The organism is Zongyangia sp. (assembly GCF_965361945.1).
Genome location: NZ_CBDTOK010000133.1, coordinates 1 through 25,038, shown reverse-complemented (window position 1 = coordinate 25,038; position 25,038 = coordinate 1). Strand labels below are relative to the sequence as shown.

20 protein-coding genes are annotated in these 25,038 nt (G+C 51.5%); 4 read left to right on the top strand and 16 right to left on the bottom strand.

Translation table 11 applies throughout. The features are described 5' to 3' along the window. The 15 genes from ACZ25G_RS08725 to ACZ25G_RS08655 all read right to left on the bottom strand — a co-directional run. A partial coding sequence (locus ACZ25G_RS08725) for a GTP-binding protein (protein ID WP_463682176.1) occupies positions 1-464 on the bottom strand: 464 nt, incomplete at its 3' end. A 176-nt stretch (positions 465-640) separates the two neighbouring features. Next, positions 641-2,722 carry an elongation factor G gene (gene fusA / locus ACZ25G_RS08720; RefSeq protein WP_342680871.1) on the bottom strand — a complete coding sequence of 694 codons (2,082 nt, stop codon included), beginning with the start codon at positions 2,720-2,722 and terminating at the stop codon, positions 641-643. A gap of 158 nt (positions 2,723-2,880) precedes the next feature. Next, the gene (gene rpsG / locus ACZ25G_RS08715; protein WP_463682175.1) at positions 2,881-3,351 is read right to left on the bottom strand and encodes a 30S ribosomal protein S7; all 471 of its coding nucleotides are present in this window, start codon (positions 3,349-3,351) and stop codon (positions 2,881-2,883) included. Positions 3,352-3,487: 136 nt separating this feature from the next. Continuing rightward, complete coding sequence (gene rpsL, locus ACZ25G_RS08710; RefSeq protein ID WP_191483186.1) at positions 3,488-3,916, bottom strand: 30S ribosomal protein S12; 429 nt, start codon at positions 3,914-3,916, stop codon at positions 3,488-3,490. 135 nt (positions 3,917-4,051) lie between these two features. Beyond that, a complete protein-coding gene (gene rpoC / locus ACZ25G_RS08705; protein ID WP_342680870.1) occupies positions 4,052-7,591 on the bottom strand; it encodes a DNA-directed RNA polymerase subunit beta' in 3,540 nt (1,179 codons plus the stop codon). A gap of 12 nt (positions 7,592-7,603) precedes the next feature. Next, positions 7,604-11,368, bottom strand: coding sequence for a DNA-directed RNA polymerase subunit beta (gene rpoB / locus ACZ25G_RS08700; RefSeq protein ID WP_463682177.1), 3,765 nt, complete (start codon positions 11,366-11,368; stop codon positions 7,604-7,606). 286 nt (positions 11,369-11,654) lie between these two features. Then, the gene (locus ACZ25G_RS08695; RefSeq protein ID WP_191483183.1) at positions 11,655-11,999 is read right to left on the bottom strand and encodes a cupin domain-containing protein; all 345 of its coding nucleotides are present in this window, start codon (positions 11,997-11,999) and stop codon (positions 11,655-11,657) included. A 92-nt stretch (positions 12,000-12,091) separates the two neighbouring features. Next, positions 12,092-12,694, bottom strand: coding sequence for a LysO family transporter (locus ACZ25G_RS08690; RefSeq protein WP_463682174.1), 603 nt, complete (start codon positions 12,692-12,694; stop codon positions 12,092-12,094). 13 nt (positions 12,695-12,707) lie between these two features. After that, positions 12,708-12,998, bottom strand: coding sequence for a LysO family transporter (locus ACZ25G_RS08685; RefSeq protein WP_463682173.1), 291 nt, complete (start codon positions 12,996-12,998; stop codon positions 12,708-12,710). A 113-nt stretch (positions 12,999-13,111) separates the two neighbouring features. After that, the gene (locus ACZ25G_RS08680; protein WP_463682172.1) at positions 13,112-14,515 is read right to left on the bottom strand and encodes an aminopeptidase; all 1,404 of its coding nucleotides are present in this window, start codon (positions 14,513-14,515) and stop codon (positions 13,112-13,114) included. Beyond that, positions 14,505-15,125 (bottom strand): lytic transglycosylase domain-containing protein, encoded by a 621-nt coding sequence (locus ACZ25G_RS08675; RefSeq protein WP_463682171.1) that lies wholly within the window; start codon positions 15,123-15,125, stop codon positions 14,505-14,507. The genes ACZ25G_RS08680 and ACZ25G_RS08675 overlap by 11 nt, the downstream gene beginning before the upstream one ends. Further along, complete coding sequence (coaE, locus tag ACZ25G_RS08670) at positions 15,089-15,727, bottom strand: dephospho-CoA kinase (RefSeq protein ID WP_463682170.1); 639 nt, start codon at positions 15,725-15,727, stop codon at positions 15,089-15,091. The genes ACZ25G_RS08675 and coaE overlap by 37 nt, the downstream gene beginning before the upstream one ends. After that, a complete protein-coding gene (locus ACZ25G_RS08665) occupies positions 15,724-16,755 on the bottom strand; it encodes an L-threonylcarbamoyladenylate synthase (protein WP_463682169.1) in 1,032 nt (343 codons plus the stop codon). The genes coaE and ACZ25G_RS08665 overlap by 4 nt, the downstream gene beginning before the upstream one ends. A gap of 13 nt (positions 16,756-16,768) precedes the next feature. Then, positions 16,769-17,845: a peptide chain release factor 1 gene (prfA, locus tag ACZ25G_RS08660; RefSeq protein ID WP_463682168.1), complete on the bottom strand. Its 1,077-nt coding sequence runs from the start codon at positions 17,843-17,845 to the stop codon at positions 16,769-16,771. Positions 17,846-17,855: 10 nt separating this feature from the next. Then, positions 17,856-18,047 (bottom strand): DUF951 domain-containing protein, encoded by a 192-nt coding sequence (locus ACZ25G_RS08655; RefSeq protein WP_191483195.1) that lies wholly within the window; start codon positions 18,045-18,047, stop codon positions 17,856-17,858. A 291-nt stretch (positions 18,048-18,338) separates the two neighbouring features. Between ACZ25G_RS08655 and ACZ25G_RS08650 the strand changes: the two genes are divergently transcribed. After that, complete coding sequence (locus tag ACZ25G_RS08650) at positions 18,339-19,262, top strand: S1 RNA-binding domain-containing protein (protein WP_191483194.1); 924 nt, start codon at positions 18,339-18,341, stop codon at positions 19,260-19,262. A 337-nt stretch (positions 19,263-19,599) separates the two neighbouring features. Further along, positions 19,600-21,390, top strand: a complete 1,791-nt coding sequence (locus tag ACZ25G_RS08645; protein WP_463682167.1) for an LTA synthase family protein — start codon at positions 19,600-19,602, stop codon at positions 21,388-21,390. Positions 21,391-21,439: 49 nt separating this feature from the next. Here ACZ25G_RS08645 and ACZ25G_RS08640 read toward each other — a convergent pair whose 3' ends face one another. Continuing rightward, positions 21,440-22,690: an Ig-like domain-containing protein gene (locus tag ACZ25G_RS08640; protein WP_463682166.1), complete on the bottom strand. Its 1,251-nt coding sequence runs from the start codon at positions 22,688-22,690 to the stop codon at positions 21,440-21,442. Positions 22,691-22,891: 201 nt separating this feature from the next. Here ACZ25G_RS08640 and ACZ25G_RS08635 point away from each other — a divergent pair, with 201 nt between their 5' ends. Next, complete coding sequence (locus tag ACZ25G_RS08635; protein ID WP_191509690.1) at positions 22,892-23,386, top strand: GNAT family N-acetyltransferase; 495 nt, start codon at positions 22,892-22,894, stop codon at positions 23,384-23,386. A gap of 20 nt (positions 23,387-23,406) precedes the next feature. Next, a complete protein-coding gene (gene guaA, locus ACZ25G_RS08630) occupies positions 23,407-24,939 on the top strand; it encodes a glutamine-hydrolyzing GMP synthase (protein ID WP_191483189.1) in 1,533 nt (510 codons plus the stop codon). Positions 24,940-25,038: the final 99 nt, after the last annotated feature.

The window sequence follows — 25,038 nt, the reverse complement described above, 5'->3', positions numbered from 1 at the left end:
CGGATCTCCATCTCAACCAGCTCAAGCAGCTCAGGATCGTCAACCTGGTCAGCTTTGTTCATGAAAACAACGATATAAGGAACACCTACCTGACGGGACAGGAGGATGTGCTCACGGGTCTGAGGCATGGGGCCGTCAGCCGCGGAAACAACCAGAATAGCGCCATCCATCTGAGCAGCACCGGTGATCATGTTCTTAACATAGTCAGCATGTCCCGGGCAGTCAACGTGAGCATAGTGACGGTTTTTGGTCTCATACTCAACGTGTGCGGTGTTGATGGTAATGCCACGCTCTCTCTCTTCAGGAGCTTTATCGATCATATCGTATGCGACATACTCGGCCTGGCCTTCCATGCCCAGGGTCTTTGTAATCGCAGCGGTCAGAGTTGTCTTACCGTGGTCAACGTGGCCGATTGTACCAATGTTAATATGGGGCTTCGTTCTTTCAAATTTAGCCTTTGCCATTTCGTGTGGCCTCCTTTAAATTCATTCACATTTTATTGGTCATCACAGACTACAATTGGTATTGTAGCAATAAATTTAAGGAAATTCAAGTGTTTTTAGAGAATATACCGGGATTCTAACAGGGTTTCCCAGAGATTCTCTCTTCCCGTACACAGTCGGGAAAATGAAACGCCAAATTAGTCTTTTTTGCCTCTGGTGCTCATGATCTTTTCTGCAATGGATTTCGGCACTTCAATGTAGTGAGAAGGCTCCATTACATACTGGCCACGGCCCTGAGACCGGGAACGCAGCGCATTGGAATAACCAAACATCTCGGACAGGGGCACAAATGCCTTAATCTCCTGAGCGCCGAAGACAGCCTCCATGCCCTGGATCTGGCCACGGCGGGAGTTGAGATCGCCGATGACGTCGCCCATGTATTCCTCAGGGACATTAACAGCAACCTTCATGATCGGCTCCAGAATGACGGGATCTGCTTTCTTCATTGCCTCTTTGAATGCCATAGAACCGGCAATCTTAAAGGCCATTTCAGAGGAGTCAACCTCGTGATAAGAACCGTCATACAGGGTAACGATGACATCTACAACCGGATATCCGGCCAAAACGCCTGCCTGCATGGCTCCCTGAATACCAGCGTCAACAGAACCGATATACTCTTTCGGGATGGCTCCGCCCACAACCTCGTTGCGGAACTCGTAGCCTTTGCCGCTCTCGTTGGGTTCCAGTTTGATCTTAACATGACCATACTGACCTTTACCACCGGACTGACGGGCATATTTGTAATCCACATCAGCCAGTCTGCGGACAGTCTCTTTATAGGCAACCTGAGGTGCGCCTACATTGGCCTCAACCTTGAACTCTCTGAGCAGACGGTCAACGATAACTTCCAGATGAAGCTCGCCCATACCTGCGATAATGGTCTGACCAGTTTCCTGATCGGTATAGGTTCTAAAGGTGGGGTCCTCTTCAGCCAGCTTGGCCAAGCCAATGCCCATCTTTTCCTGACCAGCTTTGGTCTTGGGCTCGATAGCCAGGTTGATAACCGGCTCTGGGAATTCCATGGACTCCAGAATGATGGGATGTTTGGGATCACAGAGAGTATCACCAGTCGTGGTGTTCTTGACACCTACTGCGGCGTAAATATCGCCGGCGTAGCACATCTCAATATCTTTTCTGTGATTGGCGTGCATCTGCAGAATACGTCCCATTCTCTCCTGCACGTCTTTGGTAGAATTGTATACCGCGCTACCAGCAGCAAGGGTACCGGAATAAACACGGAAGAAGCACAGCTTACCTACATAGGGGTCTGTTGCAATCTTAAATGCCAAAGCTGCAAAAGGCTCTTTATCAGAGGAAGGTCTTTCCTCTTCCTCACCAGTCTCGGGATTGGTACCTTTAATGTGGGCAATATCCGTGGGAGCAGGCATATAATCCACAATTGCGTCGAGGAGTTTTTGGACGCCCTTATTCTTATAAGAAGTACCGCAGCAGACGGGTACAACTTCATTGGCGATGGTACCTTTACGGATGGCTTTCTTGAGTTCCTCGATGGTGGGCTCTTCGCCTTCCAGGTATTTTTCCATCAGTGCGTCGTCCAGCTCAACAACTGCTTCAATGAGCTCGGAATGGTACTGCTCTGCCTTCTCCACCATATCCTCGGGGATATCCTCTATCCGGATATCTTTTCCCAGATCGTCGTAGTAGACATAGGCTTTCATCTCCAACAGGTCGATGATGCCCTTAAAGAACTGCTCCGCACCAATGGGAAGCTGGATGGGAAGGGGTTTACATTTGAGGCGTCCCTTCATCATGTCGATAACATGGTAGAAGTCAGCACCCATAATGTCCATCTTATTGATATATGCCATACGGGGCACATGATATTTATTCGCCTGGCGCCAAACGGTTTCAGACTGAGGCTCAACGCCGCCTTTTGCGCAGAAAACTGTGACGGAGCCGTCGAGGACACGCAGGGAGCGTTCTACCTCAACAGTGAAGTCAACGTGTCCCGGAGTGTCGATAATGTTGATTCTATGGCCTTTCCAATATGCGGTAGTAGCAGCAGAGGTAATGGTAATACCTCTCTCCTGCTCCTGGGCCATCCAGTCCATGGTAGCGCTTCCGTCATGGGTCTCACCAATCTTATGGTTGATACCGGTATAGAACAGGATACGCTCGGTGGTGGTGGTTTTACCCGCGTCGATGTGAGCCATTATGCCGATATTACGAGTTTGCTCTAAAGCGACATCTCTTGGCATAGTCTCCTCCTTCAGTAACAAACGACTTGGAACTTACCTTTGTTCCTCAAATTGATATGCTGTCAGAAATTCCGACAGATAGACGGCTATCCGGCAGGAAAAAACCTGTCGGATCCGTCCAGAAAAACAGCAGCAAAACCGCTGTGTTGGATAACGAACTACCATCTGTAATGGGCAAATGCTCTGTTGGCCTCTGCCATCTTGTGGGTATCTTCGCGTTTTTTGACAGCTCCACCGGTGCTGTTAAGGGCATCCATGATCTCGCCGGCAAGGCGCTCTTTCATGGTCTTCTCATTACGGGCGCGGGAATAACTGGTAATCCAGCGCAGGCCCAAAGTCTGACGACGCTCAGGCCGAACCTCCATGGGCACCTGATAGGTAGCACCACCGACACGGCGGGCCTTGACCTCCAGGACAGGCATGATGTTCTCCATAGCCTGCTCAAAAGCCTCCAGGGGATCTTTCCCGGTTTTTTCCTTAACAATATCGAATGCACCGTATACAATCTTCTGGGCCACACCCTTTTTGCCATCCAGCGTGATGTTGTTGATGAGTCTGGTCACCAGTTTGGAATTGTAAAGCGGATCTGGCAAAACGTCACGTTTTGCGACACGACCTCTTCTTGGCACTTCGGTTCCCTCCTTCACATTATGATATCATCGGTACTCGAAAGCGACAATACTTCCGCGGTGCCAATGCGGCCGGTGTTTATTTATACATAAACGCCGCATCAGCAGCTCTAGTTTCAATAAAACTATGGAAGAATTATTTCTTTGCGGCACCAGCTTTCGGACGTTTCGCACCATATTTGGAGCGGCCCTGCATTCTCTTGGCAACACCCTGGGCATCCAGAGTACCGCGGATGATGTGGTAACGCACACCAGGCAGGTCCTTAACACGTCCGCCACGGATCAGCACAACGCTGTGTTCCTGCAGATTGTGGCCGATTCCCGGAATGTAAGCTGTCGCCTCCATGCCGTTGGAAAGCTTAACCCTGGCAACTTTACGAAGCGCAGAGTTCGGCTTCTTCGGGGTCTGTGTTCTGATTGCAGTACAAACACCACGTTTTTGCGGAGAGTTCTGATCGATAGCAACGCGCTTTTTGGAGTTGTAACCCTTCAAAAGAGCCGGAGCTGTGGATTTTTTCTCGACCACCTCTCTACCTTTGCGTACGAGCTGGTTAAAGGTTGGCATATCGCACCTCCTTACTTTGTTGTCGGGAAAACCCGGAATGTATGTCAAGAAAGGGGATTTCTCCCCTTTCTAGGCAACAGAAAGTGGGATAAAACAGCAGATTCTGGCTGTTTCACACAATTATATAGTTTATCATCATTCCTGGGGCGTTGTCAATACCTCTCCTGCAGGAACTACCTGTACATTGCTGTAGCAGTTCATGCCGGTACCCGCAGGGATCAGCTTGCCGATGATGACGTTTTCTTTGAGTCCCAGCAGCGGATCCACCTTGCCCTTGATGGCGGCTTCGGTGAGCACTCGAGTCGTCTCCTGGAAGGAGGCGGCGGACAGGAAGGAGTCGGTGGCCAGGGATGCCTTGGTAATACCCAGCAGCACTGGGATATAGGTGGCCTTTTCCAGTCCCTCTTCCCCAGCAGCGATCCTCTCGTCGATCTTGCGGTTTTCCGCGATCAACTCGGTCTTGTCAACCAAGGAGCCAGGCAATAGGCCGGTGCTGCCTGCTTCATCCACCCGGACCTTTCTCATCATCTGACGGACGATAACCTCAATGTGTTTATCATTGATGTCAACACCCTGCATCCGATAAACCCGCTGGACTTCCTGGATCAGGTAATCCTGAACAGCCAGGGCACCTTTGATGGCCAGAACGTCATGAGGATTGACAGAACCCTCTGTGAGCATGTCGCCGGCTTCTATCACATCGCCCTCCTGGACCCGCAGACGGGAACCAAAGGGGATCAAATAGCTCTTTTCATCGCCGGTTTCTTTATTATAAACCACCACATGGCGGTTTTTCTTAATTTCTTCCATCCGGACCTCACCGCCGATTTCGGAGATGATGGCCAGATGCTTGGGCTTTCTTCCCTCGAAGAGCTCTTCAACACGGGGCAAACCTTGGGTAATATCCTCTGCCGATGCGATACCGCCGGTGTGGAAGGTACGCATGGTCAGCTGGGTACCCGGTTCACCGATGGACTGGGCCGCGATGATACCGACGGACTCGCCCACCGCCACGGGATTACCATTGGCCAGGTTAGCTCCGTAGCACTTGGCGCAGACGCCGTGCTTGGACTCGCAGTTGAGGATGGACCGGATCTTCAGACGGGTGATGCCTGCCGCTGCAATCTTCGCAGCATCGGCGTCGTCCATCATCTTATCCCTGGTTACCAGCACTTCGCCGGTGTTGGGATCGATCACATCATCAGCCACATACCGTCCGATGAGACGCTCGGTCATAGGCTCGATCATCTCGCTGCCGTCCTTGATATCGGATACCCAAATGCCCTCATGGGTGCCGCAGTCATCCTGGCGGATAATCACATCCTGGGAGACATCGACAAGCCTGCGGGTCAGGTAACCGGAGTCAGCGGTACGCAGTGCTGTATCGGCCAGTCCCTTACGGGCGCCACGAGAGGAGATGAAGTACTCCAAGATGTTGAGGCCTTCACGGTAGTTAGCGCGGATAGGAATCTCAATGGTGGTACCTGAGGTGTTGGCGATGAGTCCGCGCATACCAGCCAGCTGACGGATCTGGTTGATGGAACCACGAGCACCAGAGTCTGCCATCATAAAGATGGGGTTATACTGATCCAGATTCTCAGTCAGTGCGTCAGACACCTTCTTGGTGGTCTCATCCCAGGTCTTGATCACCTGGTTATAACGCTCATCGTTGGAAATCAGGCCGCGTTTATACTGGCGGGTAATCTTTTCGATGTTCTCTTCTGCCGCTGCCAGCAGTTCCTTCTTCTGGGGCGGAATCACTGCGTCGCAGACAGCCACAGTAATAGCGCCGCGGGTAGAATACTTAAAGCCCTGGGCCTTAATTTTATCCAGTACCTCAGCAGTTTTTGCCGTTCCGTGGACTTTTATACACTTTTCAATGATCTGTCCCAGCTGTTTTTTACCAACCAGGAAGGATACTTCCAAATTAAAGAGGTTTTCAGAATTGGAGCGATCCACATAACCCAGGTCCTGAGGAATGGGCTCGTTGAAGATCAGCCGTCCCACTGTAGCATCGATGAGTTTGGACATCTTCTTGCCGCCCAGCTCTTTGGTCATCCGCACCCGGATGGGGGCATGGAGTCCAACCACGCCTTCCTGATAGGCCATCAGTGCCTCGTTCACATCCCGGAACACCTTGCCTTCTCCCGGCTCGCCATCCTTCACCAAAGTCAGGTAGTAGGAACCGAGCACCATGTCCTGGGTAGGCACGGTAACGGGACGTCCATCGGAGGGCTTGAGCAGGTTGTTGGCGGCCAGCATGAGGAAGCGGGCCTCTGCCTGTGCCTCTGCGGACAGGGGAACGTGAACAGCCATCTGGTCTCCGTCAAAGTCGGCGTTGTAGGCGGTACACACCAGCGGATGGAGCTTCAAAGCGCGGCCCTCGACCAGCACCGGCTCAAATGCCTGGATTCCCAGTCTGTGCAGGGTCGGCGCACGGTTGAGAAGCACTGGATGATCTTTGATCACGGTTTCCAGCGCGTCCCAAACAGGGCCTTTGGCCCGCTCTACCATCTTCCTGGCGCTCTTGATGTTACCAGCGGCGCCGGTTTCCACCAAACGTTTCATGACAAAGGGCTTGAAGAGTTCCAGCGCCATCTCTTTGGGCAGACCGCACTGATACATCTTCAGCTCCGGGCCAACGACGATAACCGAACGTCCGGAATAGTCAACACGTTTGCCCAGCAGGTTCTGGCGGAAACGTCCCTGTTTACCCTTGAGCATATCGCTGAGGGATTTCAGCGGCCGGTTGTTGGGGCCGGTCACCGGACGTCCCCGGCGGCCGTTGTCGATCAGCGCGTCCACTGCTTCTTGAAGCATCCGCTTCTCGTTGCGGACAATGATATCAGGAGCGCCCAGCTCCAAAAGCCGTTTTAAGCGGTTGTTTCTATTGATAACACGGCGGTACAGATCGTTGAGGTCGGAGGTGGCGAAACGGCCGCCATCCAGCTGCACCATGGGACGAATATCCGGCGGGATGACCGGTACGACATCGATGATCATCCACTCCGGGCGGTTGCCGGACAGGCGGAAAGATTCCACCACTTCCAGCCTTTTGAGGATACGCACCCGTTTTTGTCCGGAAGCGCCCTCCAACTCATCCTTCAGTTCTTTGGAAAGTTCCTCCAAATCAATTTCTGCCAGCAGTTCTTTGATGGCCTCAGCGCCCATTCCTGCCTTAAACTCATCTTCGTATTTTTCCCGCATATCACGGTACTCTTTTTCGGAGAGCAGCTGTTTTTTCTCCAGGGGAGTCGCGCCGGGATCAATGACAATATACTGCGCAAAGTACAGCACCTTTTCAAGGAACCGAGGGGACAGGTCCAAAATCAGGCCCATCCGGGAAGGGATTCCCTTAAAATACCAGATGTGGGAAACCGGGGCCGCCAATTCAATATGGCCCATCCGCTCACGGCGGACTTTAGAGCGGGTGACCTCAACACCGCAGCGCTCACAAATTTTCCCTTTATAGCGCAGACGTTTGTACTTACCGCAGTGGCACTCCCAGTCCTTCTGGGGCCCGAAGATACGTTCACAGAAGAGGCCGTCGCGCTCTGGCTTCAGTGTACGATAGTTGATCGTTTCCGGCTTTTTAACCTCTCCGTAAGACCATTCCCTGATCTGATCCGGAGACGCCAGCCCGATCTTTATCGATTCGAATACGTTAAATTCCATATTGCGACCCCCTTATAGATTTTCGTCATCCAAATCCGCAATGTCTACGCCCAGGTCGTTTTCCACATCGACCACATCATCGCCGCCATCGAGATCAAACATATCCAGCGCATTGAAAACCGCCTCGTCGTCAATCTCGTCGATTTCCGGCTCTTCCACGGCGTAGCCGTCCATGTCCTCCTCGACTTCCACTTCCTGATTTTCAAAGGTAGAGGGCTCCTCCACCGGAGCAAGGCCCATATCCTCATCGTCGTCAAAGGACTGTTTCAGGTCAATCTCCTCGTTGTTGGCGTCAAGAACCTTGACATCCAGACAGAGAGACTGCAGCTCCTTAATGAGGACCTTGAAGGATTCAGGAATACCGGGCTTGGGCACGTTCTGGCCCTTGACAATGGCTTCGTAGGTCTTGACACGTCCCACCACGTCGTCGGACTTCACCGTCAGAATCTCCTGGAGGGTATAGGCTGCGCCGTAAGCCTCCAGAGCCCAAACTTCCATCTCACCGAAACGCTGACCACCAAACTGGGCTTTACCACCCAGCGGCTGCTGGGTAACCAGGCTGTAGGGGCCGGTAGAACGGGCATGGATTTTATCGTCAACCAGGTGATGCAGTTTTAAGAAGTACATATATCCGACGGTAACTGGGTTGTCAAAAGGCTCGCCAGTCCGGCCGTCATAGAGAATGGTCTTTCCGTCTTCTCTCAATCCCGCCTCTCTCAGGCAGTCACGGATATCCGCCTCGTGAGCGCCGTCAAAGACCGGAGTCATGACCTTCCAGCCCAAAGCGGCGGCGGCATAACCCAGATGGACTTCCAGTACCTGTCCGATGTTCATACGGGACGGAACGCCCAGAGGATTCAGGACGATATCCAACGGTGTGCCGTCGGGCAGGAAAGGCATATCCTCCTGAGGAAGGATACGGGAAACAACACCCTTGTTACCATGACGTCCAGCCATCTTGTCGCCGACAGAAATCTTTCTCTTCTGAGCGATATAGCAGCGGACTACCATGTTGACACCAGGAGAAAGTTCGTCGGAATTTTCACGGGTAAAGACTTTGACATCCACCACGATACCGTATTCGCCGTGGGGAACACGGAGGGAGGTATCTCTGACCTCTCTCGCCTTCTCGCCAAAGATAGCGCGGAGCAGGCGTTCTTCGGCGGTAAGCTCTGTCTCTCCCTTGGGGGTAACCTTACCCACCAGAATATCTCCGGCGCGCACCTCGGCGCCTACCCGGATGATACCCATGTCGTTAAGATCTTTAAGGGCATCCTCGCCTACGTTGGGGATATCCCGGGTGATTTCCTCAGGCCCGAGCTTGGTGTCTCTGGCCTCGATTTCATATTCTTCAATGTGGATGGATGTAAACACATCATCCCGTACAATTTTTTCATTGATGAGGACTGCGTCCTCGTAGTTGTAACCCTCCCAGGTCATAAAGCCGATGAGGACATTTTTACCCAAGCTGATCTCGCCGTTGCAGGTGGCGGGGCCGTCAGCGATGACCTGGCCTACCTTGACACGCTCACCGCGGTTCACAATGGGACGCTGGTTGGTGCAGGTGCCTTGGTTAGAGCGGAGGAACTTAATCAGGTGGTAGGGATGCAGTTCTCCGTCGTCGGTGCGGATGACCACTTCGTCGGCGGAAACACGCTCCACCACGCCGTCGTGTTTGGAAAGCACCACAACGCCGGAATCCACAGCAGCCTTATACTCCATGCCAGTTCCTACGATGGGGGACTGGGTTTTGAGAAGCGGCACAGCCTGCCGCTGCATGTTGGAGCCCATCAGAGCGCGGTTGGCATCGTCGTTTTCCAGGAAGGGGATCATGGCTGTCGCCACAGAGACAACCATTTTGGGGGAAACATCCATGAAGTCTACCCGCTCCCGCTCTACCTCGATGATCTCATCCCGGTAACGGGCGTTAACTCTGGGTCTTGCAAAGCGTCCATTTTCGTCAATGGGCTCGTTAGCCTGGGCGACAATATAGTCATCCTCCACATCGGCGGTCATATAGACTACCTCATCCAGGATGACGCCGGTTTCCTTATCCACCCGGCGATAAGGCGCTTCTACAAAGCCGTATTCATTGATCTTTGCAAAGGTTGCAAGATAGGAGATCAAACCGATGTTAGGACCTTCTGGGGTCTCAATGGGGCACATGCGGCCATAGTGGCTGTAGTGCACGTCACGAACCTCAAATCCAGCGCGGTCACGAGAAAGACCGCCAGGGCCCAATGCGGAAAGACGGCGCTTATGGGTCAGTTCCGCTAAGGGGTTGGTCTGATCCATAAACTGGGAAAGGGGCGAAGATCCGAAAAACTCCTTGATGGCGGCCACCACCGGGCGGATATTGATCAGCGCCTGGGGGGTGATGACATCCATATCCTGGGCCTGGATGGTCATCCGCTCACGGATAACGCGCTCCATTCTGGAAAAACCAATGCGGAACTGGTTTTGCAAAAGCTCACCCACGCTGCGGATACGGCGGTTACCCAGATGGTCGATGTCGTCGATTTTACCCACTTCCATCGCCAGATTGTTGATATAGTTGATAGAAGCAAGAATATCTGCTTTAATAATATGTTTCGGAATAAGGTCATCAGCCCGGGAGGCGATCATATCATTCAATGCATCGCCTTCCAAGTTCTGCTCCAGGATCTCCTGGACTACGCAGAAACGGACCTTTTCATTGATGCCCAATGCCTTGGCATCCACATCGGGGAAATAGTCGTTTAAATCCACCATACCGTTGGAGATGACCTTGACTACGGTGCCCTCCACATCAATATAGGCGGTATCCACGCCGGCCTTTTCAATGGCCAAAGCCTTTTCACGGGTGAGGATTTCCCCTTCCTCTCCCATGATCTCACCGGTCAATGGGTTGACAACAACAGCCGCCAGTTTCCGGCCCGCAATTCGGGCGGAAATCGCCAGCTTTTTATTGTATTTATAACGTCCTACCCTGGACAGGTCATATCTACGGGGATCAAAAAACAGCGCGTCAATATGGGACTGGGCACTTTCCACTGTGGGAGGCTCACCAGGACGCAGCCGCCGGTATACCTCCAGAAGCGCCTCTTCCATATTCTTGGTGGCATCCTTCTGGATGGTGGCCAGGATGCGCTCATCCTCGCCGAAAAAGTCCAGAATTTCCTGATCGCTGCCCAGACCCAGAGCCCGGATAAAGGTGGTGACAGGGATCTTTCTATTCTTGTCGATTCTGACATAGAAGATATCGTTGGAGTCAGTCTCATATTCTAGCCACGCGCCCCGGTTCGGGATGACGGTGGAGGTGAACAGCTTTTTACCCGTCTTGTCATAGGTCATACCGTAGTAGATGCCCGGGGAACGGACCAACTGAGAAACGATAACACGCTCGGCGCCGTTGATGATGAAGGTACCGCTTTCGGTCATGATGGGGAAATCTCCCATAAAGATTTCCTGCTCCTTGACCTCGCCTGTCTCCTTATTGAGCAGACGGGCGCGGACCCGCAGAGGTGCGGCGTAGGTTACATCTCTCTCCTTGCACTCTTCCACCGAGTACTTTGGTTTGTCATCCAAGCGGTAGTCGATAAAATCCAGAACCAGGTTACCGGTATAATCCGTGATTGCGGAAATATCACGAAATACTTCCTTCAACCCTTCTTCCAGGAACCATCTGTAGGAATTCTTCTGCACCTCGATCAGATTGGGCATGTCCAGGACCTCATTGATCCTAGCAAAACTCATGCGGGTCGTCTTTCCGAGTTGCACCGGCTTGACATTCACCATAGGCTCACACTCCATTCGTCTATTTGCCAACCTTTTATACAAACCAAACAGGAAGCCCCATATCTTTCTGTCGGATTTGCTGATTCGTATTGAAATCCTTTGTATCCTGTGCTATAATACTTTGTGATTAGGGCGCGTATAGCCATTTTGATACAGTATATTATTATATAATAGCAAGAAGCCGATGTCAAGGACATTTTGGCGTGTTTTGCCATCCAATGAAACAAAAAAAGGAACGCTTTTGCGTTCCTTTTTTATGTTTTCATCTAATTCTTTCGTGCAGCTTTTATTCCTGCACAACCAGTGCCAATAGGCGCATTACACCTTCCCCTGTGTTTTTGATGGAGTGAGCCGCGCCGCCTCCAGTAAAAATGGCGTCGCCCGGGCCTACCTCCACAGGGGCTCCGTTATCCCACACTGTCCCTGTGCCTTCCATGATATAGTACAGCTCCGTTTCACCGCTGTGGACATGTTCCCCAATAGAATCACCAGGATCAAATTCCAATACAGCCGCAAAACGCCACTTAGGCGGATTGCCCTGGGGCGCCAGATGCCTGCAATCAATCGCACCGTCTCCGCCCCGCCAGGCGCTACGGGTTTCCTTCTTCATCTCTGCCGCTTTGACTACCATAGAAATCCTCCTCTTCTCTGCCAAACTTGTCAATGAGATCCGGTCTGTATCTATAAGCATAGCGCAAAGCAGAGAGAAATACAAGAAGTCTTTTATGGCAGCAGATGGAAGGTAAGGGGGATAAGAATGGGCACTGCAATAGAGCAGATAACACCGTTGAGGACGGCAACCACTGCTACCTCCTCGCTGGTGTATTTCATCAAAATAGGCCGGGTGGTATCCTCACTGGTGGCCGCCGCAGGTGCGATGGCCGTATAAGGTCCGAACCGAGTAGCGATGAGAGGAATCAGAACAAAAGAAAATATCTCCCGGAATACATTGCTGAGAAAGGTCATGGTGCCGATTTGGGCGCCGGCTAGATCCTGCATCATAATACCGGAAAGGCTGTACCATCCTAGTCCCGAAGAAATGGCGGCTGAGGTGTGCAGCGGCATTCCCATGAGCACGCCGGCGATACTGCCGAACAGCAGGGAGCCCACCACAATCCCCAGGGGTATGTAAAGGATCCTTAGGTTAAATTCCTTGAGCTTTTTGAAAACCAGCTTGTTGGCGCCTACCGTAATTCCCACCGAAAGCAGCAGCAGATTTAAAAGCGCGTCTGACGCCGTGTCGATGATTCCTACTGCACTTTCTGGAATAAACTGCCCTACGGCAACTCCCGCAATAAGGCTGATGATGGCAAACAATATGGTCATTTTCTTCCGTCCTTTATCTTTCTTCCGCCTCTTCTTTGGAGTCCTGCTGGTCTTCTCCTTCATCCCTGGAAACGTGCCGGGTCAGCAGTGCCACGAATAGAATGCTCCCTCCAATGGTCGCGAGAGCAAAAACCACCGACTCCCAGCCCACACTCTTTAGGTCTTTCCAAAAGGTAGGACCACTGCCTAGGGATATCCCCATGGAAAAGATGAGCAGGAATACACAGGCCTGCTGGATGATGCTGTTGGCCTTTTGCAGCTTAGCTGGAAACAGCTTGGCGCCGACAAACATGCCCACAGCCATAAAGAACAATACAGAAATCACGTCAGACTCCCTTTCCCATTCTAAACCCCATAGAAATAGGAGGCCGGTGTCGGTGCCCGCCGACGCCGGCCTCCTATTTTTGCCGTCCAAGCTTATTGATTTAAAAATTCATAGAAGGCCCGGTAGGTATTATATACATCATTTTTTGCCACAACCTCAAAGGGCGCATGCATGGAGAGGACAGGAACACCTACATCCACGACATCGACCGAAAGGCCGGCAATGTATTTGGCCACGGTACCGCCGCCGCCAAAATCCACCTTGCCAAGCTCTCCGGTCTGCCATACCACACCGGCCTGATCCAATACAGAGCGGACCCGGCCCATAAATTCGGCTGAGGCATCGCTGGTAGAGCTTTTGCCCCGGGCGCCGGTATATTTGGTCACTACAACGCCGTAATTGAGATACGCGGTATTTCTTCTCTCCACCACGTCAGGGAAGGTGGGATCAAAGGCTACATTGACATCCGCAGACAGGCACATAGAATTTTGCAGCACTGTTCTCCCCTCCACACCATAGGGGGCCGCCAAATCACTGATGAAGTATTCCAGGAAGCGAGAATCCAGTCCTGTGTTTCCCTCGCTGCCCGTCTCCTCCTTGTCGGCGAAGATGACAACAGAGGTCTTCTTGGGCGCCTTGCAGTGAAGGGTTGCCATAAGAGAAGTGTAGGCGCAAACCCGGTCGTCATGACCGTAAGCGCCGATCATGCTCCGATCAAGGCCCAGGTCTTTGGCTTTAAATGCCGGCACCAGCACCAGTTCCGCGGAAAGAAAATCGCTTTCCACCATGCCGTATTTCTCGTGGAGGATGGAGAGGATATTCAGCTTTACCTTTTCGCTGGCCTTGTCGTCCTTAAAGGGACGGCTGCCGATGAGGATATTCAGCTCCTCCCCCTTGACCCCTTCCGCCAAGGTCCGTTTGCTCTGTTCGGTGGCCAGGTGGGGCAGAAGGTCGGTGACGCAGAAAATTGGGTCCTGCTCGTCCTCACCGATATTGACCTTCACCGTCTCCCCGTCCCGTTTGATCACCACGCCGTGGAGAGCCAAGGGGATGGCGGTCCACTGGTACTTTTTGATGCCGCCGTAATAGTGGGTCTTAAAGAGGGCGAGCTCGGTGTCCTCATAGACCGGACGGGGCTTTAAATCCAGCCGGGGGGAGTCAATGTGGGAGGCGGCGATGTATACGCCCTGTTCCAATGGCTCCGTACCCAGGGTGGCGCAGATGAGGGCCTTGCCCCGGTTGTTATAGTAGACCTTGTCCCCAGGGGCATATTTTTTCCCAAGGACAAATTCCTCATAGCCAGCGCCCTTTAGCATCCCGATAATGGCCTCCACAGCTTCCCGTTCGGTTTTGGCCCGGTCTAGGAACGCCTTATAATCTTCACAGAAGGACTCTGCTTTCTGAAGATCCTCCTGGCTCATGATTTCATAGCTGTTCTTTGGTTTTTCGCAGAGCTGCTCCTGGAGAAGCTGGCCTGCGGTTTTCTCATCTTTCATCGGTACTTACCTCCTCGTTCATATCATAGAGCTCTTTATATTTTTCCATGGTCTTTTTGACCTTTGCTACATAACTGGATGTATCTCCATAGGGAATGTGGTCGATATTTTTCCCATCGCTGGAATATTGCGGATCATTCAGCCACTGGCGGATGCTCCCCCATCCCGCATGATAGCCGCACAAGGCGTTGTCGATGGTTTCATACTCATCCAATAGGGTGCGCAGAAGGAAGGTTCCATATTCCACATTGTATTCGGGATTAAACATATCGTCGTAAGTAAGGTTCCGGTCGTCTCCCATCCGGTAGCCCACCCAGTCAAAAGTTTCCTCTGTCAGCTGCATGAGTCCCCTGGCTCCAATAGAGGAGACAGCCTCGGGATCAAAACCACTTTCACAGCGCACTACAGCATAGACAAGGGCACGGGGCAGATTGTTTTGCTGGGCATACTTGTCGATAATATCCGTATATTTTAAAGGATAGGCTATCTCGTAATATTTATCCCTTGCCACAAAGAACAGGGAGGTCAATACAACAGCCAGCACCAGCAAAACCGCTACAATCCAGAAGATCTTTAATCGTTGAGAGGTCTGTTTGATTCGTCTTGGCATAGTCTTCCTTTCAGCTTTAGCATTTGGGCAAGCTTTTCAGCGCTTTTATAAAGTTCCTGAAGGCTGCCGCTATTTTCGATGATGATATGGCAGTGTTCATAAAAGAAATCGTCTCCCGGCTGGCTATGAATCCTGTCCATAGCCTGCTCATAGCTCAACCCATCCCGGGCCATAATCCGCCGGCAACGGTCCTCCTCCGGAGCAATGACAGCGCAGATTTCCTGACACATCTGATCCGCCCCGCTCTCAAAAAGGGTGGGGGCATCCAGGACCACCACATCCCCGCCCTGAGAAAAGAGCTGCGCCATCTGCCGCTTTATCTCCTCACAGATCACGGGAAGCATAATCTCATTGAGGGTTCTCAGCCTTTCCGGATCGGCAAAGACGATACCGCCCAGCTTTTTTCGGTCCAGGGCACCCTCTCGGATAATCTCCTCGCCAAAGGTTTCCCGCAGCCGCACCAGGGCCGGCATCCCAGGCAGGACTACCTGCCTTGCCACCAAATCCGCGTCGATTACAGCAATTCCTTCCTGGCGCAGGGTCTCGGATACGGTGGATTTACCAGCGCCAGTCTGGCCGGTCAGGCCTAAAACAAAGCTCACAGCTTGATCACCTCAAACCCTGCGGCTCTAATCAGCCGGTTATACACCGCCAAGCCCACCCCTTCTTTGTCAGGGCAGCGGGCGTAGACTGTCTCCTCCCCCGCGTCATCCAGCTCCCGTAGTTTGTCAAAAAGCCGGGCTGCCTGGGTGGCGGCGTCTTCTTTTTTGCCGTAAGAGAAAGCCCTTACCGAAAGGTATGCTTCCTCCCCGTCAAAACAAAGGGCAGCCGTCTTTCCCTGTTGATGGGTTTTCACATATTCTGCAAACTGTTGCAGGCTCCCCTCCACCAGGATGACATGGGCCTTAGGCGCGTAGTGTTTGTATTTCATGCCTGGAGAACTGGCCTTTGCTCCGGCGGACAGTTTGTGAAGCACCGCCGGATCCACCTCTACCTGCCCCAGCACAGCTTCCAGCTGCTCTAAGGTAATCCCCCCCGGCCGCAGAAGCCGCGGCTTTCCCTCCGCCAAGGTGATAACGGTGGATTCCACCCCTACCTGGCAGTTGCCGCTGTCCACAATGGCGTCTACCCGGCCCATCATATCCTCGATGCACCGGCGGGCATTGGTAGGACTGGGCTTGCCGGAAAGGTTGGCCGACGGAGCCGCCAGAGGAATTCCTGCCGTCTCAATAATGGCCCTTGCCACCGGATGAGAAGGCATACGAATGGCCACTGTATCAAGTCCCCCAGAAGTCTCCTGGGGGATACGCCCGCTCTTTCTGACGATGATGGTCAGAGGGCCCGGCCAATAGGCCTCAGCCAAACGCCGCGCCCCGTCAGGAAAGTCCTCCACCAAAGGGGGAATCATCTCCATATTGCTGACATGGACAATCAGTGGATTGTCAGAAGGGCGGCCTTTTGCCTCATAGATACGGCGGACTGCGCTTCCATCCAAGGCATTTGCCGCCAACCCATAAACCGTCTCAGTGGGGATGATGACTAGGCCCCCAGCGCGGAGGATCTCCGCCGCCCGGCGCACATAGCTTTCGTCCTTTCCCGGATCCTCTATGGGGAGTATTTGCGTATTCATTTCGGTTATTCCCCTATTCTTCGCCCTGGGCCTGGAGCTTCTCGGCCTGGTCAAAGGTGATCAGAGCGTCAAGCAATTCGTCCAAATCGCCGTTGAGGATGGATTCAATCTTATACAGTGTCAAACCGATGCGGTGATCCGTCACCCGGCCCTGGGGATAGTTGTAGGTGCGGATCCGCTCGCTTCTGTCACCGGTGCCCACCTGGAGCTTCCGCTCCGAAGCGATCTTTTCATTCTGCTCGCTCTGGGCCTTTTCATAAAGCCGGGAGCGAAGGATCATCATAGCTTTATCCTTATTCTTAAACTGGCTGCGCTCATCCTGGCACTCCACCACCAGCCCGGTGGGCAGGTGGGTAATGCGGATGGCAGAAGAGGTCTTGTTGACGTGCTGCCCTCCGGCGCCGCCGGCCCGGAAGGCGTCAATTTGCAGGTCGTCGGGATTGATGTCGATTTCCACATCCTCCACCTCCGGAAGCACCGCCACCGTAACGGTAGATGTGTGGATACGGCCCTGGGTCTCGGTTTCGGGAACCCGCTGAACCCGGTGGACGCCGCTTTCAAACTTCAGCCGGGAATAAGCTCCTTCTCCTTCGATGGAAAAGCTGATCTCCTTGTAGCCCCCAAGCTCGGTGGGATTGGCGGAGAGTACCTCACTTTTCCAGTGACGGCTTTCCGCATACATGGTGTACATCCGGTAAAGGGAGTTGGCGAACAGTGCCGCCTCGTCGCCGCCGGCGCCGCCTCGGATCTCCACAATGACGTTTTTCTCATCGTTAGGATCTTTGGGGAGCAGCAGGATCTTTAACTCCTCGGAAATGGTTTCGATCTTTTCCTTGCTCTCGGCATACTCTTCCTCCACCATCTCCCGGAAGTCCTTTTCCATGCCGCCTTCGTCCAGCAGAGATTTGGCTTCATCCAGAGTCTTTTTTACCCCGGTGTATTCCCGGTATTTCTCCACAATGGGGGTCAGGTTCTTGTATTCCTTCATCAGGTTTTTATACTGTTCGTTGTCACTTACCACCGCGGGATCCATCAAGCGGTTGTTGATTTCTTCGTACCGGTCTTCTACATTTTTAAGCTTTTCAAACATAGTCTATCTCTTACCCCTCACTTGGCTCTCTCACAATTTTTTTAATGTTCTTTTCTACCTTGACCCGGGGCACCATCACTTCCCTGCCGCACTTTTTGCAGCGGATACGAAAGTCCATACCGGAACGCAGCACCAAAAATTCCTTTCCGCCGCAGGGATGCTCCTTTTTCATCAGCAGAGTATCTCCTACCCGTACGTCCATCTTGTACACCTCCAAGGCAGATAACATCAGAAAAACAACATTACTCCAAGTTTGTATTATAGCAAAACAACAAAGCCCCCGCAATATTTTCTGTGCAAATTCCTCCCGCCCCTGTCCGGCTGTAGAAAAAATCAGGATATTTGGAGAAGGAAGCTGCATATATATGAAAGCGGAGTGAATGAGGAGGCGGACCTTGGCGCCGCTTTGTTTCTTTCTGCCGTTTGCCGGATAGGAGGATTCCGGAGCAGAACAGCAAATCCTAATTCGTGCAATAAAAAGGAGGTCGCACAGATGTACGATTACAAACCAGAAGGCTGGCTCATCGATACCTTCGAAAACCGGGCGGCGCTGAAAAGCCAGGCTTCCCTTCACGAGGCCTGTCTGTCATCACGGGTACTAGAGGCAAGGGTCATCCTCTGTGACAGTGCCCACAATTTGACAGTGGACCTTGGATGCATGCGCGGCGTCATCCCTCGGGATGAGGGAGCTTGGGGGCTCAGTGACGGCACCACTCGGGATATTGCGGTGATCTCCCGGGTCAATAAGCCAGTTTGCTTTATTGTCACCGGCTTTGAAAAGGATGAAGCAGGGAGTACATACGCGCTCCTTTCCCGAAGGGCGGTTCAGCAAAGGTGTATGGAGGAATACCTGCCCACCCTGATCCCCGGTACCATCATTGATGCCCGGGTCACCCATTTGGAGCCTTTTGGTTGTTTTGTGGACATTGCCTGCGGCATCTCTTCCCTAATCCCCATCGACGCTATCTCTGTCTCTCGTATTTCCCATCCCAAAGACCGTTTCCGTGTCTCCCAGGACATCAAAGCAGTCGTCAGATCGGTGGACGAAAACGGGCGGATTACCCTGAGCCATAAGGAGCTTTTGGGCACCTGGGAAGAAAACGCAGCCCTGTTTGAAAACGGTCAGACGGTTGCCGGGATCATCCGTTCGGTGGAGGATTACGGCGTCTTTGTGGAGTTGACCCCCAATCTGGCAGGGCTTGCAGAGCCACGGGATGACGTGGCCGCAGGGCAGCACGCCAGCGTTTACATCAAAAGCCTGATCCCTGAAAAAATGAAGGTAAAGCTGATCATCGTCGACGCCTTTGACGCAAAATATTCTCCCGAAAAGCCGCGCTATTTTATCGAGGAGGGGACCATTTCCCGATGGCGGTATTCCCCCGAAAATGCCAGTAAGCTGGTAGAGTCCGTCTTTTAAAGCCTCCCATTATTGTTTTCAGCAAATCGCCTTACTACCTTTTCTTTTTTATCCATTTTCACAAAAAGGGGTGCAAAACGTATAAGTTTTGTATCCTTTTTTGTTACCTTTTCTTTCCGATTTACTTGCAAAATCCGGTGAATGCCCTATAATTATGAATAAAGGAAAATTTCCTTTATTTTTTTAGCCGGTTTTGCAACAAGTTGCACATCTGGTATCCCTCCTTTTTCTGACGGATGATCTAAAGAAATCATTCATAAAAACTAAAGTTCCCTGTAAGATTTACTTAAGAAATCCGTGATAAAGTATAGGATAGAAACTCTAATCGGAAAGTGTGATGAACATCATCATGATCTTGGATAAAATGGGAAAAATGACCTTTCACATTGGCAGGTGGGAGTGCAGTCTCTTATTTGTGGTGCGGTTGCTGATGGTGGGCCTGTTTCCCCTTTTCATCGCCCTTGCAACAGAGCTGAACCATATCCAGAGCCTGGGGAGCCTCTTCTCCTTTATGGGACACAATCTTCATATTCTGCTGCTGGATTATCTCATTGTTTCTGTGGTTTTTCTCCTGGTTTCTCTTTTATTTAAAAAGACCTTTATCTCTATGGCCATTACCGGCCTTCTTTTCTATATTATTTCTTGGGTGGAATATTTCAAATACGATGTCAGCGGCACCCATTTTACCATCACCGATTTGCAGATGACCTCCAATGCCACTGATATTGCCAAATTCGCCAACATCCACCTGACCTGGTATCTGGTGCTCACCTTCCTTCTGTTGGTAGGATATGTGGTTGCCGCCTATTTCTTCCGGCTGGAAAACAAGGTCCGGCTCAAATATCGGATGCTCAGCTTTTGTGCTACCTTTGCAATGGTCTGCGTTTTCTTTGTCACCCCTACCATGGCCATGGGGTTCTTCCATCTCTTCGATGTGGAAGAACCTAACACCGCCAATGTGTTTATGGCGGACAAACAATTCCAGGAAACAAACTTGATCCCCTACTTCACCCAGTCTGCGGCTGAATTTTTGTCCACCCGCGTTACACGCCCCCAGGGCTACAGCCAGGAGACTGTGGCTAGCATGCTGGTGCAAAATACCAGCCAAGATGTTTCCGATGTGAAGCCCAATGTGGTGATGATTATGTCCGAGTCCTTTGCCGACTTCCGGAGGCTGGAGCAGCTGGATGTGGACCCCACCATTTATGAAAATTTTGACCAGGCCCGGGAAGAGGGATTCGGGGGCACCTGTGTGGTCCCCACCTTTGGCGGCTATACCGTCCGTACCGAATTCGAACTGCTTACCGGCATGCCGGTCAAAAGCCTTAATACCCCTGTAGCACCCCAAAAACTGCTCAAGGAGGATACAGATAATTCTTCCATTGTCAGCTTTTATAAGGACAGTGGTTACAAATCTTACTACATCCATCCTTTTTCCAGCTCCTTCTACGGCAGGAAAAACATCTATTCCACCTTCGGATTCGACAAGATGTATTTTGAAAATGACCTGACTGTGGAAAAAACAAGGTACGGTGCCAATCAATACATCAACGATGAAACACTTTATAATCAAATTCAGAAACAGTTGGGCGAAACCGATGAGCCCTGCCTCATCTTCACTACAACCATGCAAAATCATCAGCCTTATTCCGGCAACGGCACAGGCGACGCGGAATTTTCCCTCTATCTTGATGGCATTCGTGAGTCGGACCGGGCTTTGGGTCAGTTCTTAGAACAGCTCAAGGAATCTGGTGAGCCTACCATCGTATTTTTTGTAGGAGATCACTACCCCATGTTTACCCATTCCAACACCACCTATCAGGATGCGGGCATTGATTACGCCAACAGTGCCGAAATCTATCAGCAGTCTTATCTGGTCTGGAGCAATTATGACGCCGACTTCAGCTGTCTGCCGGATGAAGAGGTCTCTTCATTCTATCTGCCCTACCTGCTTATTGACGTTGCTGATCTTCCTCAAACACAATTGGTCTCTAGTATGCTGGAGCATATGAAAACCGTGCCTGTTTACTCCCCCACCGCGAACGTCCAGGTGGATTCTGACGATTTTCTTGATATGCTGACCTATGACAGGGTATTCGGCCAGAATTTCTGTTCTGATGCAGGATAATATGGTGAACAATCAAAAGCGCAGAGCTTAAGGCTCTGCGCTTTTTCTTTTATTCTGGTTTTTCCATCTGGTATAGTGCCCAGATCAGATCCGCTGTAGTCTCCCGATTGAGTTGTGCTGTAGGATATACCTTACCGTCATGGGTAATCAGCATCTGGTTGGCACTGAGATTCATATAGGACTGGGTAGCCCAATCCGGAATGTCCTGGGCATCTGTTACCTTCAGATTGACATTGGTAGCGTTCTCTACTCCGGAGGCTCGGTTGATCATCACCACGGCCTCCGCATTGGTGGGAATACCGTCCGGCTGAAAGCTGGTCTCGGTAATCAAGCCTTTTTCAACGGCTCTTTCAATATAAGGCTTCATCCACATAGGGATTTCGCTGTCGTTTTGCAGCTTGGTATTGACACATTGGGGCAGATCTTGGTCATAACCCTTGGCGGAAAGGAGGGTGAGCAGCAGCTCTCCCCGGGTGACATTTCTCTCCGGATGGAACAGTTGCGCACTGCCGTAGCTTTCCCCTGTCATTATCCCGGCCTGCGCTAGTTTTACCGCAGCGTATTCGGAGGGATTTTTGGACATATCTGCAAACTGAAGTTTGGTTGCTTCTTCCAGGTCGATATTCACTACCGCATCAGAAGAATAGTTTCCCTGGCTGTCCACCGCACAATAGGAAAACCGGTCTTTTCCCGTCTCCCCCGGAAAGGGTTCATAAGAAAAGGTTGTTCCAGTCACTGTCACCGTTCCCTTGGTGGGCTGCTGGGTAATTTTGATGGTCAGATCCGATGCGTCCTCATGATAACAGTCAAAAGCGCTGGAAAGCAGAGCCCCCGACATGGTGGAAAATGTCAGGTCTGCTACCTGGGGAGCCGCCTGAACCTCTTCTGCGAAATTCATATTCAGGGTTGTTACCACAGGGTTGGTACATTCGGGGATAAAGGTAAAGGAAGCCTGGGTAATATCCCGGATGGGGACAAAATACATGCTGTGGATCTCTTCACGGGGGATGTAGTCAAACTCTTTGACCTCTATATCAGAAAGCATCAGGATACCATCGCCCTGAGCCGGCAGCTGTGTGATGGTGATTCCCTTCAGATCTCCCTGGGCGAGTCCCAGGCGGTATTCCAGATCCACTGGGGAAAGCTCATAGATGCCGCCTTTGCGAAAGGTGATGGTACACTCTTCTTCCTCCGCAGAAGCCGCTACCGGCCACCAGATATCGCTGGAGGCATAGACACTGCTTCCCAGCATCAGTGTGGCCAGCACTACGGCACAGAGTTTTTTCATTTTATGACTCATTTTGGTGGAACCTCCGTTTCAATCAAATGCTTTTTCTTGAGAATACCTGCAATTATTTTCTGCCGATATTTCCAAAGGATACATGAATTTTTTTGCCATGTTTTTTTGTTTGTGTCATCAGCCATCTTTTGTTTCATATCCCTTGCAATTTGTGCAAAAGCATGGCAAAATAGAAATTATCGTAAGAATGGAGGGCCAGCGTTGTATATCAGATCGTACCGACCGGAGGATTGCAGCGCTGTACTGCAACTGTTTTTTCAGACCGTCCACACCGTAAATGCCAAGGACTATACGCCTCAGCAGTTGGATGCCTGGGCTGATGGTAAGGAGGATCCGGTTTTATGGAACCTCTCCCTTTCCCAGCACAACTGCCTGGTTGCTATATCCGATGGCATCCTGGTTGGATTTGCCGATATGGATGCCACCGGTTATCTGGATCGGCTGTATGTCCACAAGGATTATCAGCGCCAGGGCATCGGCAAGGCTTTATGTGATCATCTGGAGGCCCACGCCCCCAGTGACTGCGTCACTGTTGCCGCTTCCATTACGGCAAAGCCGTTTTTTGAGGCGCGGGGCTACCGGGTCGTACGTGAGCAGCAGGTAGAGCGCAAGGGCTGTCTGTTGACCAACTTTCTGATGGCTAAAATCCTTGTTCCATCTCCCCACCTATCATCAGTTAAAAAAATTTTAAAATAAAGGAGACCGTGGGAACGCTTATGACACACGAAATGGTTTTAATCCTGGACTTTGGCGGACAGTACAATCAATTGATCGCCAGAAGAATCCGCGAATGTTCGGTGTACTGTGAAGTGCATCCCTACACCATGCCCTTGGAAAAAATCAAGGAGCTTTCCCCCATCGGGATCGTCTTTACCGGCGGCCCCAACAGCGTATATCTGGACGATTCTCCCCAATGTGATCCTCGTCTATTCGAACTGGGCATCCCTATGCTGGGCATCTGCTACGGTACCCAGTTGATGGCCTATATGCTGGGCGGCAAGGTTGTGACCCCGGATAGCCGGGAATACGGCAAAACTATCACTCATTTTGATTCCTCCTGTCCCCTCTTCCAGGATCTCCCCTCTACAGGTGTAACTTGGATGAGCCATACCGATTACATTTCTCAACTTCCCGATGGCTTTACTGCAACAGCCTATACCGATGCCTGTCCCACTGCTGCCATGGAAAACCCCTCCCGTAAATTTTATGGTATGCAGTTCCATCCTGAGGTCCTTCACACAGAAAACGGGATTCAAATGCTTCACAACTTCCTCTACAAGGTATGCGGAGCCAAAGGCGACTGGACCATGGGCGACTATGCCAAGACTGCCATTGCCGATATCCGGAAAAAGGTTGGGGACGGCAAGGTGTTGCTAGCTCTCTCGGGCGGTGTGGATAGTTCCGTTGCTGCGGCCCTGCTGGCAAAAGCTGTGGGCAGCCAATTGACCTGTATTTTTGTGGATCACGGCCTCATGCGCAAAAATGAGGGCGATGAAGTTGAAGCAGCCTTTGCAAACAGCGGCGTCAATTTTGTCCGGGTCAACGCAGGCGAGCGATTCCTTGGAAAGCTTGCCGGTGTCAGCGATCCGGAAACAAAACGGAAAATTATCGGAGAAGAGTTTATCCGTGTCTTTGAAGATGAAGCCAAAAAAATTGGCCGGGTAGATTACCTGGTACAGGGTACCATCTATCCTGATGTCATTGAATCTGGTGTTGGGGATGCCGCCGTTATTAAAAGCCATCACAATGTCGGTGGCCTTCCCGACTATGTCGACTTTAAAGAAATTATTGAACCTCTGCGTTTGCTATTTAAAGACGAAGTCCGAGCTCTGGGCACAGAACTTGGTCTGGCAGACTATCTGGTCTGGCGTCAGCCCTTCCCAGGACCTGGACTTGCCATCCGGATCATTGGGGAAATCACCCCGGAGAAAATTTCCATTCTTCAGGATGCCGATGCTATTTTCCGTGAGGAAATCGCCAAAGCAGGATTGGATCGAGACATCCATCAATATTTTGCTGTGCTTACCTCCATGCGTTCTGTGGGTGTCATGGGAGATGGCCGTACCTACGACTATACCTTGGCTCTTCGCGGTGTTACCACTACTGATTTCATGACCGCTGACTGGGCCCGTATCCCCTATGATGTATTAGAGCGAGTCTCCAACCGGATTGTTAATGAGGTAAGAAATATTAATCGTATTGTTTACGATATTACTTCCAAGCCCCCGGCAACCATCGAGTGGGAATAACTAACAAAACCAGCAAAGCCTTGAAAACACTGGGTTTTTGAAACGGAAACGGGGCATTTGATAGCAAATTGATAGCAGATACCAAAACCGGATTTACTT

What these genes read in the sequence shown, in the direction of transcription:
- rpsL (WP_191483186.1), bottom strand. Translation starts at nt 3,916, where the DNA reads ATGCCAACCTTTAACCAGCTCGTACGCAAAGGTAGAGAGGTGGTCGAG.
- rpoB (WP_463682177.1), bottom strand. Translation starts at nt 11,368, where the DNA reads ATGGTGAATGTCAAGCCGGTGCAACTCGGAAAGACGACCCGCATGAGT.
- guaA (WP_191483189.1), top strand. Translation starts at nt 23,407, where the DNA reads ATGACACACGAAATGGTTTTAATCCTGGACTTTGGCGGACAGTACAAT.
- ACZ25G_RS08645 (WP_463682167.1), top strand. Translation starts at nt 19,600, where the DNA reads ATGAACATCATCATGATCTTGGATAAAATGGGAAAAATGACCTTTCAC.
- ACZ25G_RS08680 (WP_463682172.1), bottom strand. Translation starts at nt 14,515, where the DNA reads ATGAAAGATGAGAAAACCGCAGGCCAGCTTCTCCAGGAGCAGCTCTGC.
- rpoC (WP_342680870.1), bottom strand. Translation starts at nt 7,591, where the DNA reads ATGGAATTTAACGTATTCGAATCGATAAAGATCGGGCTGGCGTCTCCG.
- ACZ25G_RS08655 (WP_191483195.1), bottom strand. Translation starts at nt 18,047, where the DNA reads ATGGACGTACGGGTAGGAGATACTCTGCTGATGAAAAAGGAGCATCCC.
- ACZ25G_RS08695 (WP_191483183.1), bottom strand. Translation starts at nt 11,999, where the DNA reads ATGGTAGTCAAAGCGGCAGAGATGAAGAAGGAAACCCGTAGCGCCTGG.
- ACZ25G_RS08640 (WP_463682166.1), bottom strand. Translation starts at nt 22,690, where the DNA reads ATGAGTCATAAAATGAAAAAACTCTGTGCCGTAGTGCTGGCCACACTG.
- ACZ25G_RS08685 (WP_463682173.1), bottom strand. Translation starts at nt 12,998, where the DNA reads ATGGCTGTGGGCATGTTTGTCGGCGCCAAGCTGTTTCCAGCTAAGCTG.
- ACZ25G_RS08690 (WP_463682174.1), bottom strand. Translation starts at nt 12,694, where the DNA reads ATGACCATATTGTTTGCCATCATCAGCCTTATTGCGGGAGTTGCCGTA.
- ACZ25G_RS08675 (WP_463682171.1), bottom strand. Translation starts at nt 15,125, where the DNA reads ATGCCAAGACGAATCAAACAGACCTCTCAACGATTAAAGATCTTCTGG.
- prfA (WP_463682168.1), bottom strand. Translation starts at nt 17,845, where the DNA reads ATGTTTGAAAAGCTTAAAAATGTAGAAGACCGGTACGAAGAAATCAAC.
- fusA (WP_342680871.1), bottom strand. Translation starts at nt 2,722, where the DNA reads ATGCCAAGAGATGTCGCTTTAGAGCAAACTCGTAATATCGGCATAATG.
- ACZ25G_RS08650 (WP_191483194.1), top strand. Translation starts at nt 18,339, where the DNA reads ATGTACGATTACAAACCAGAAGGCTGGCTCATCGATACCTTCGAAAAC.
- ACZ25G_RS08665 (WP_463682169.1), bottom strand. Translation starts at nt 16,755, where the DNA reads ATGAATACGCAAATACTCCCCATAGAGGATCCGGGAAAGGACGAAAGC.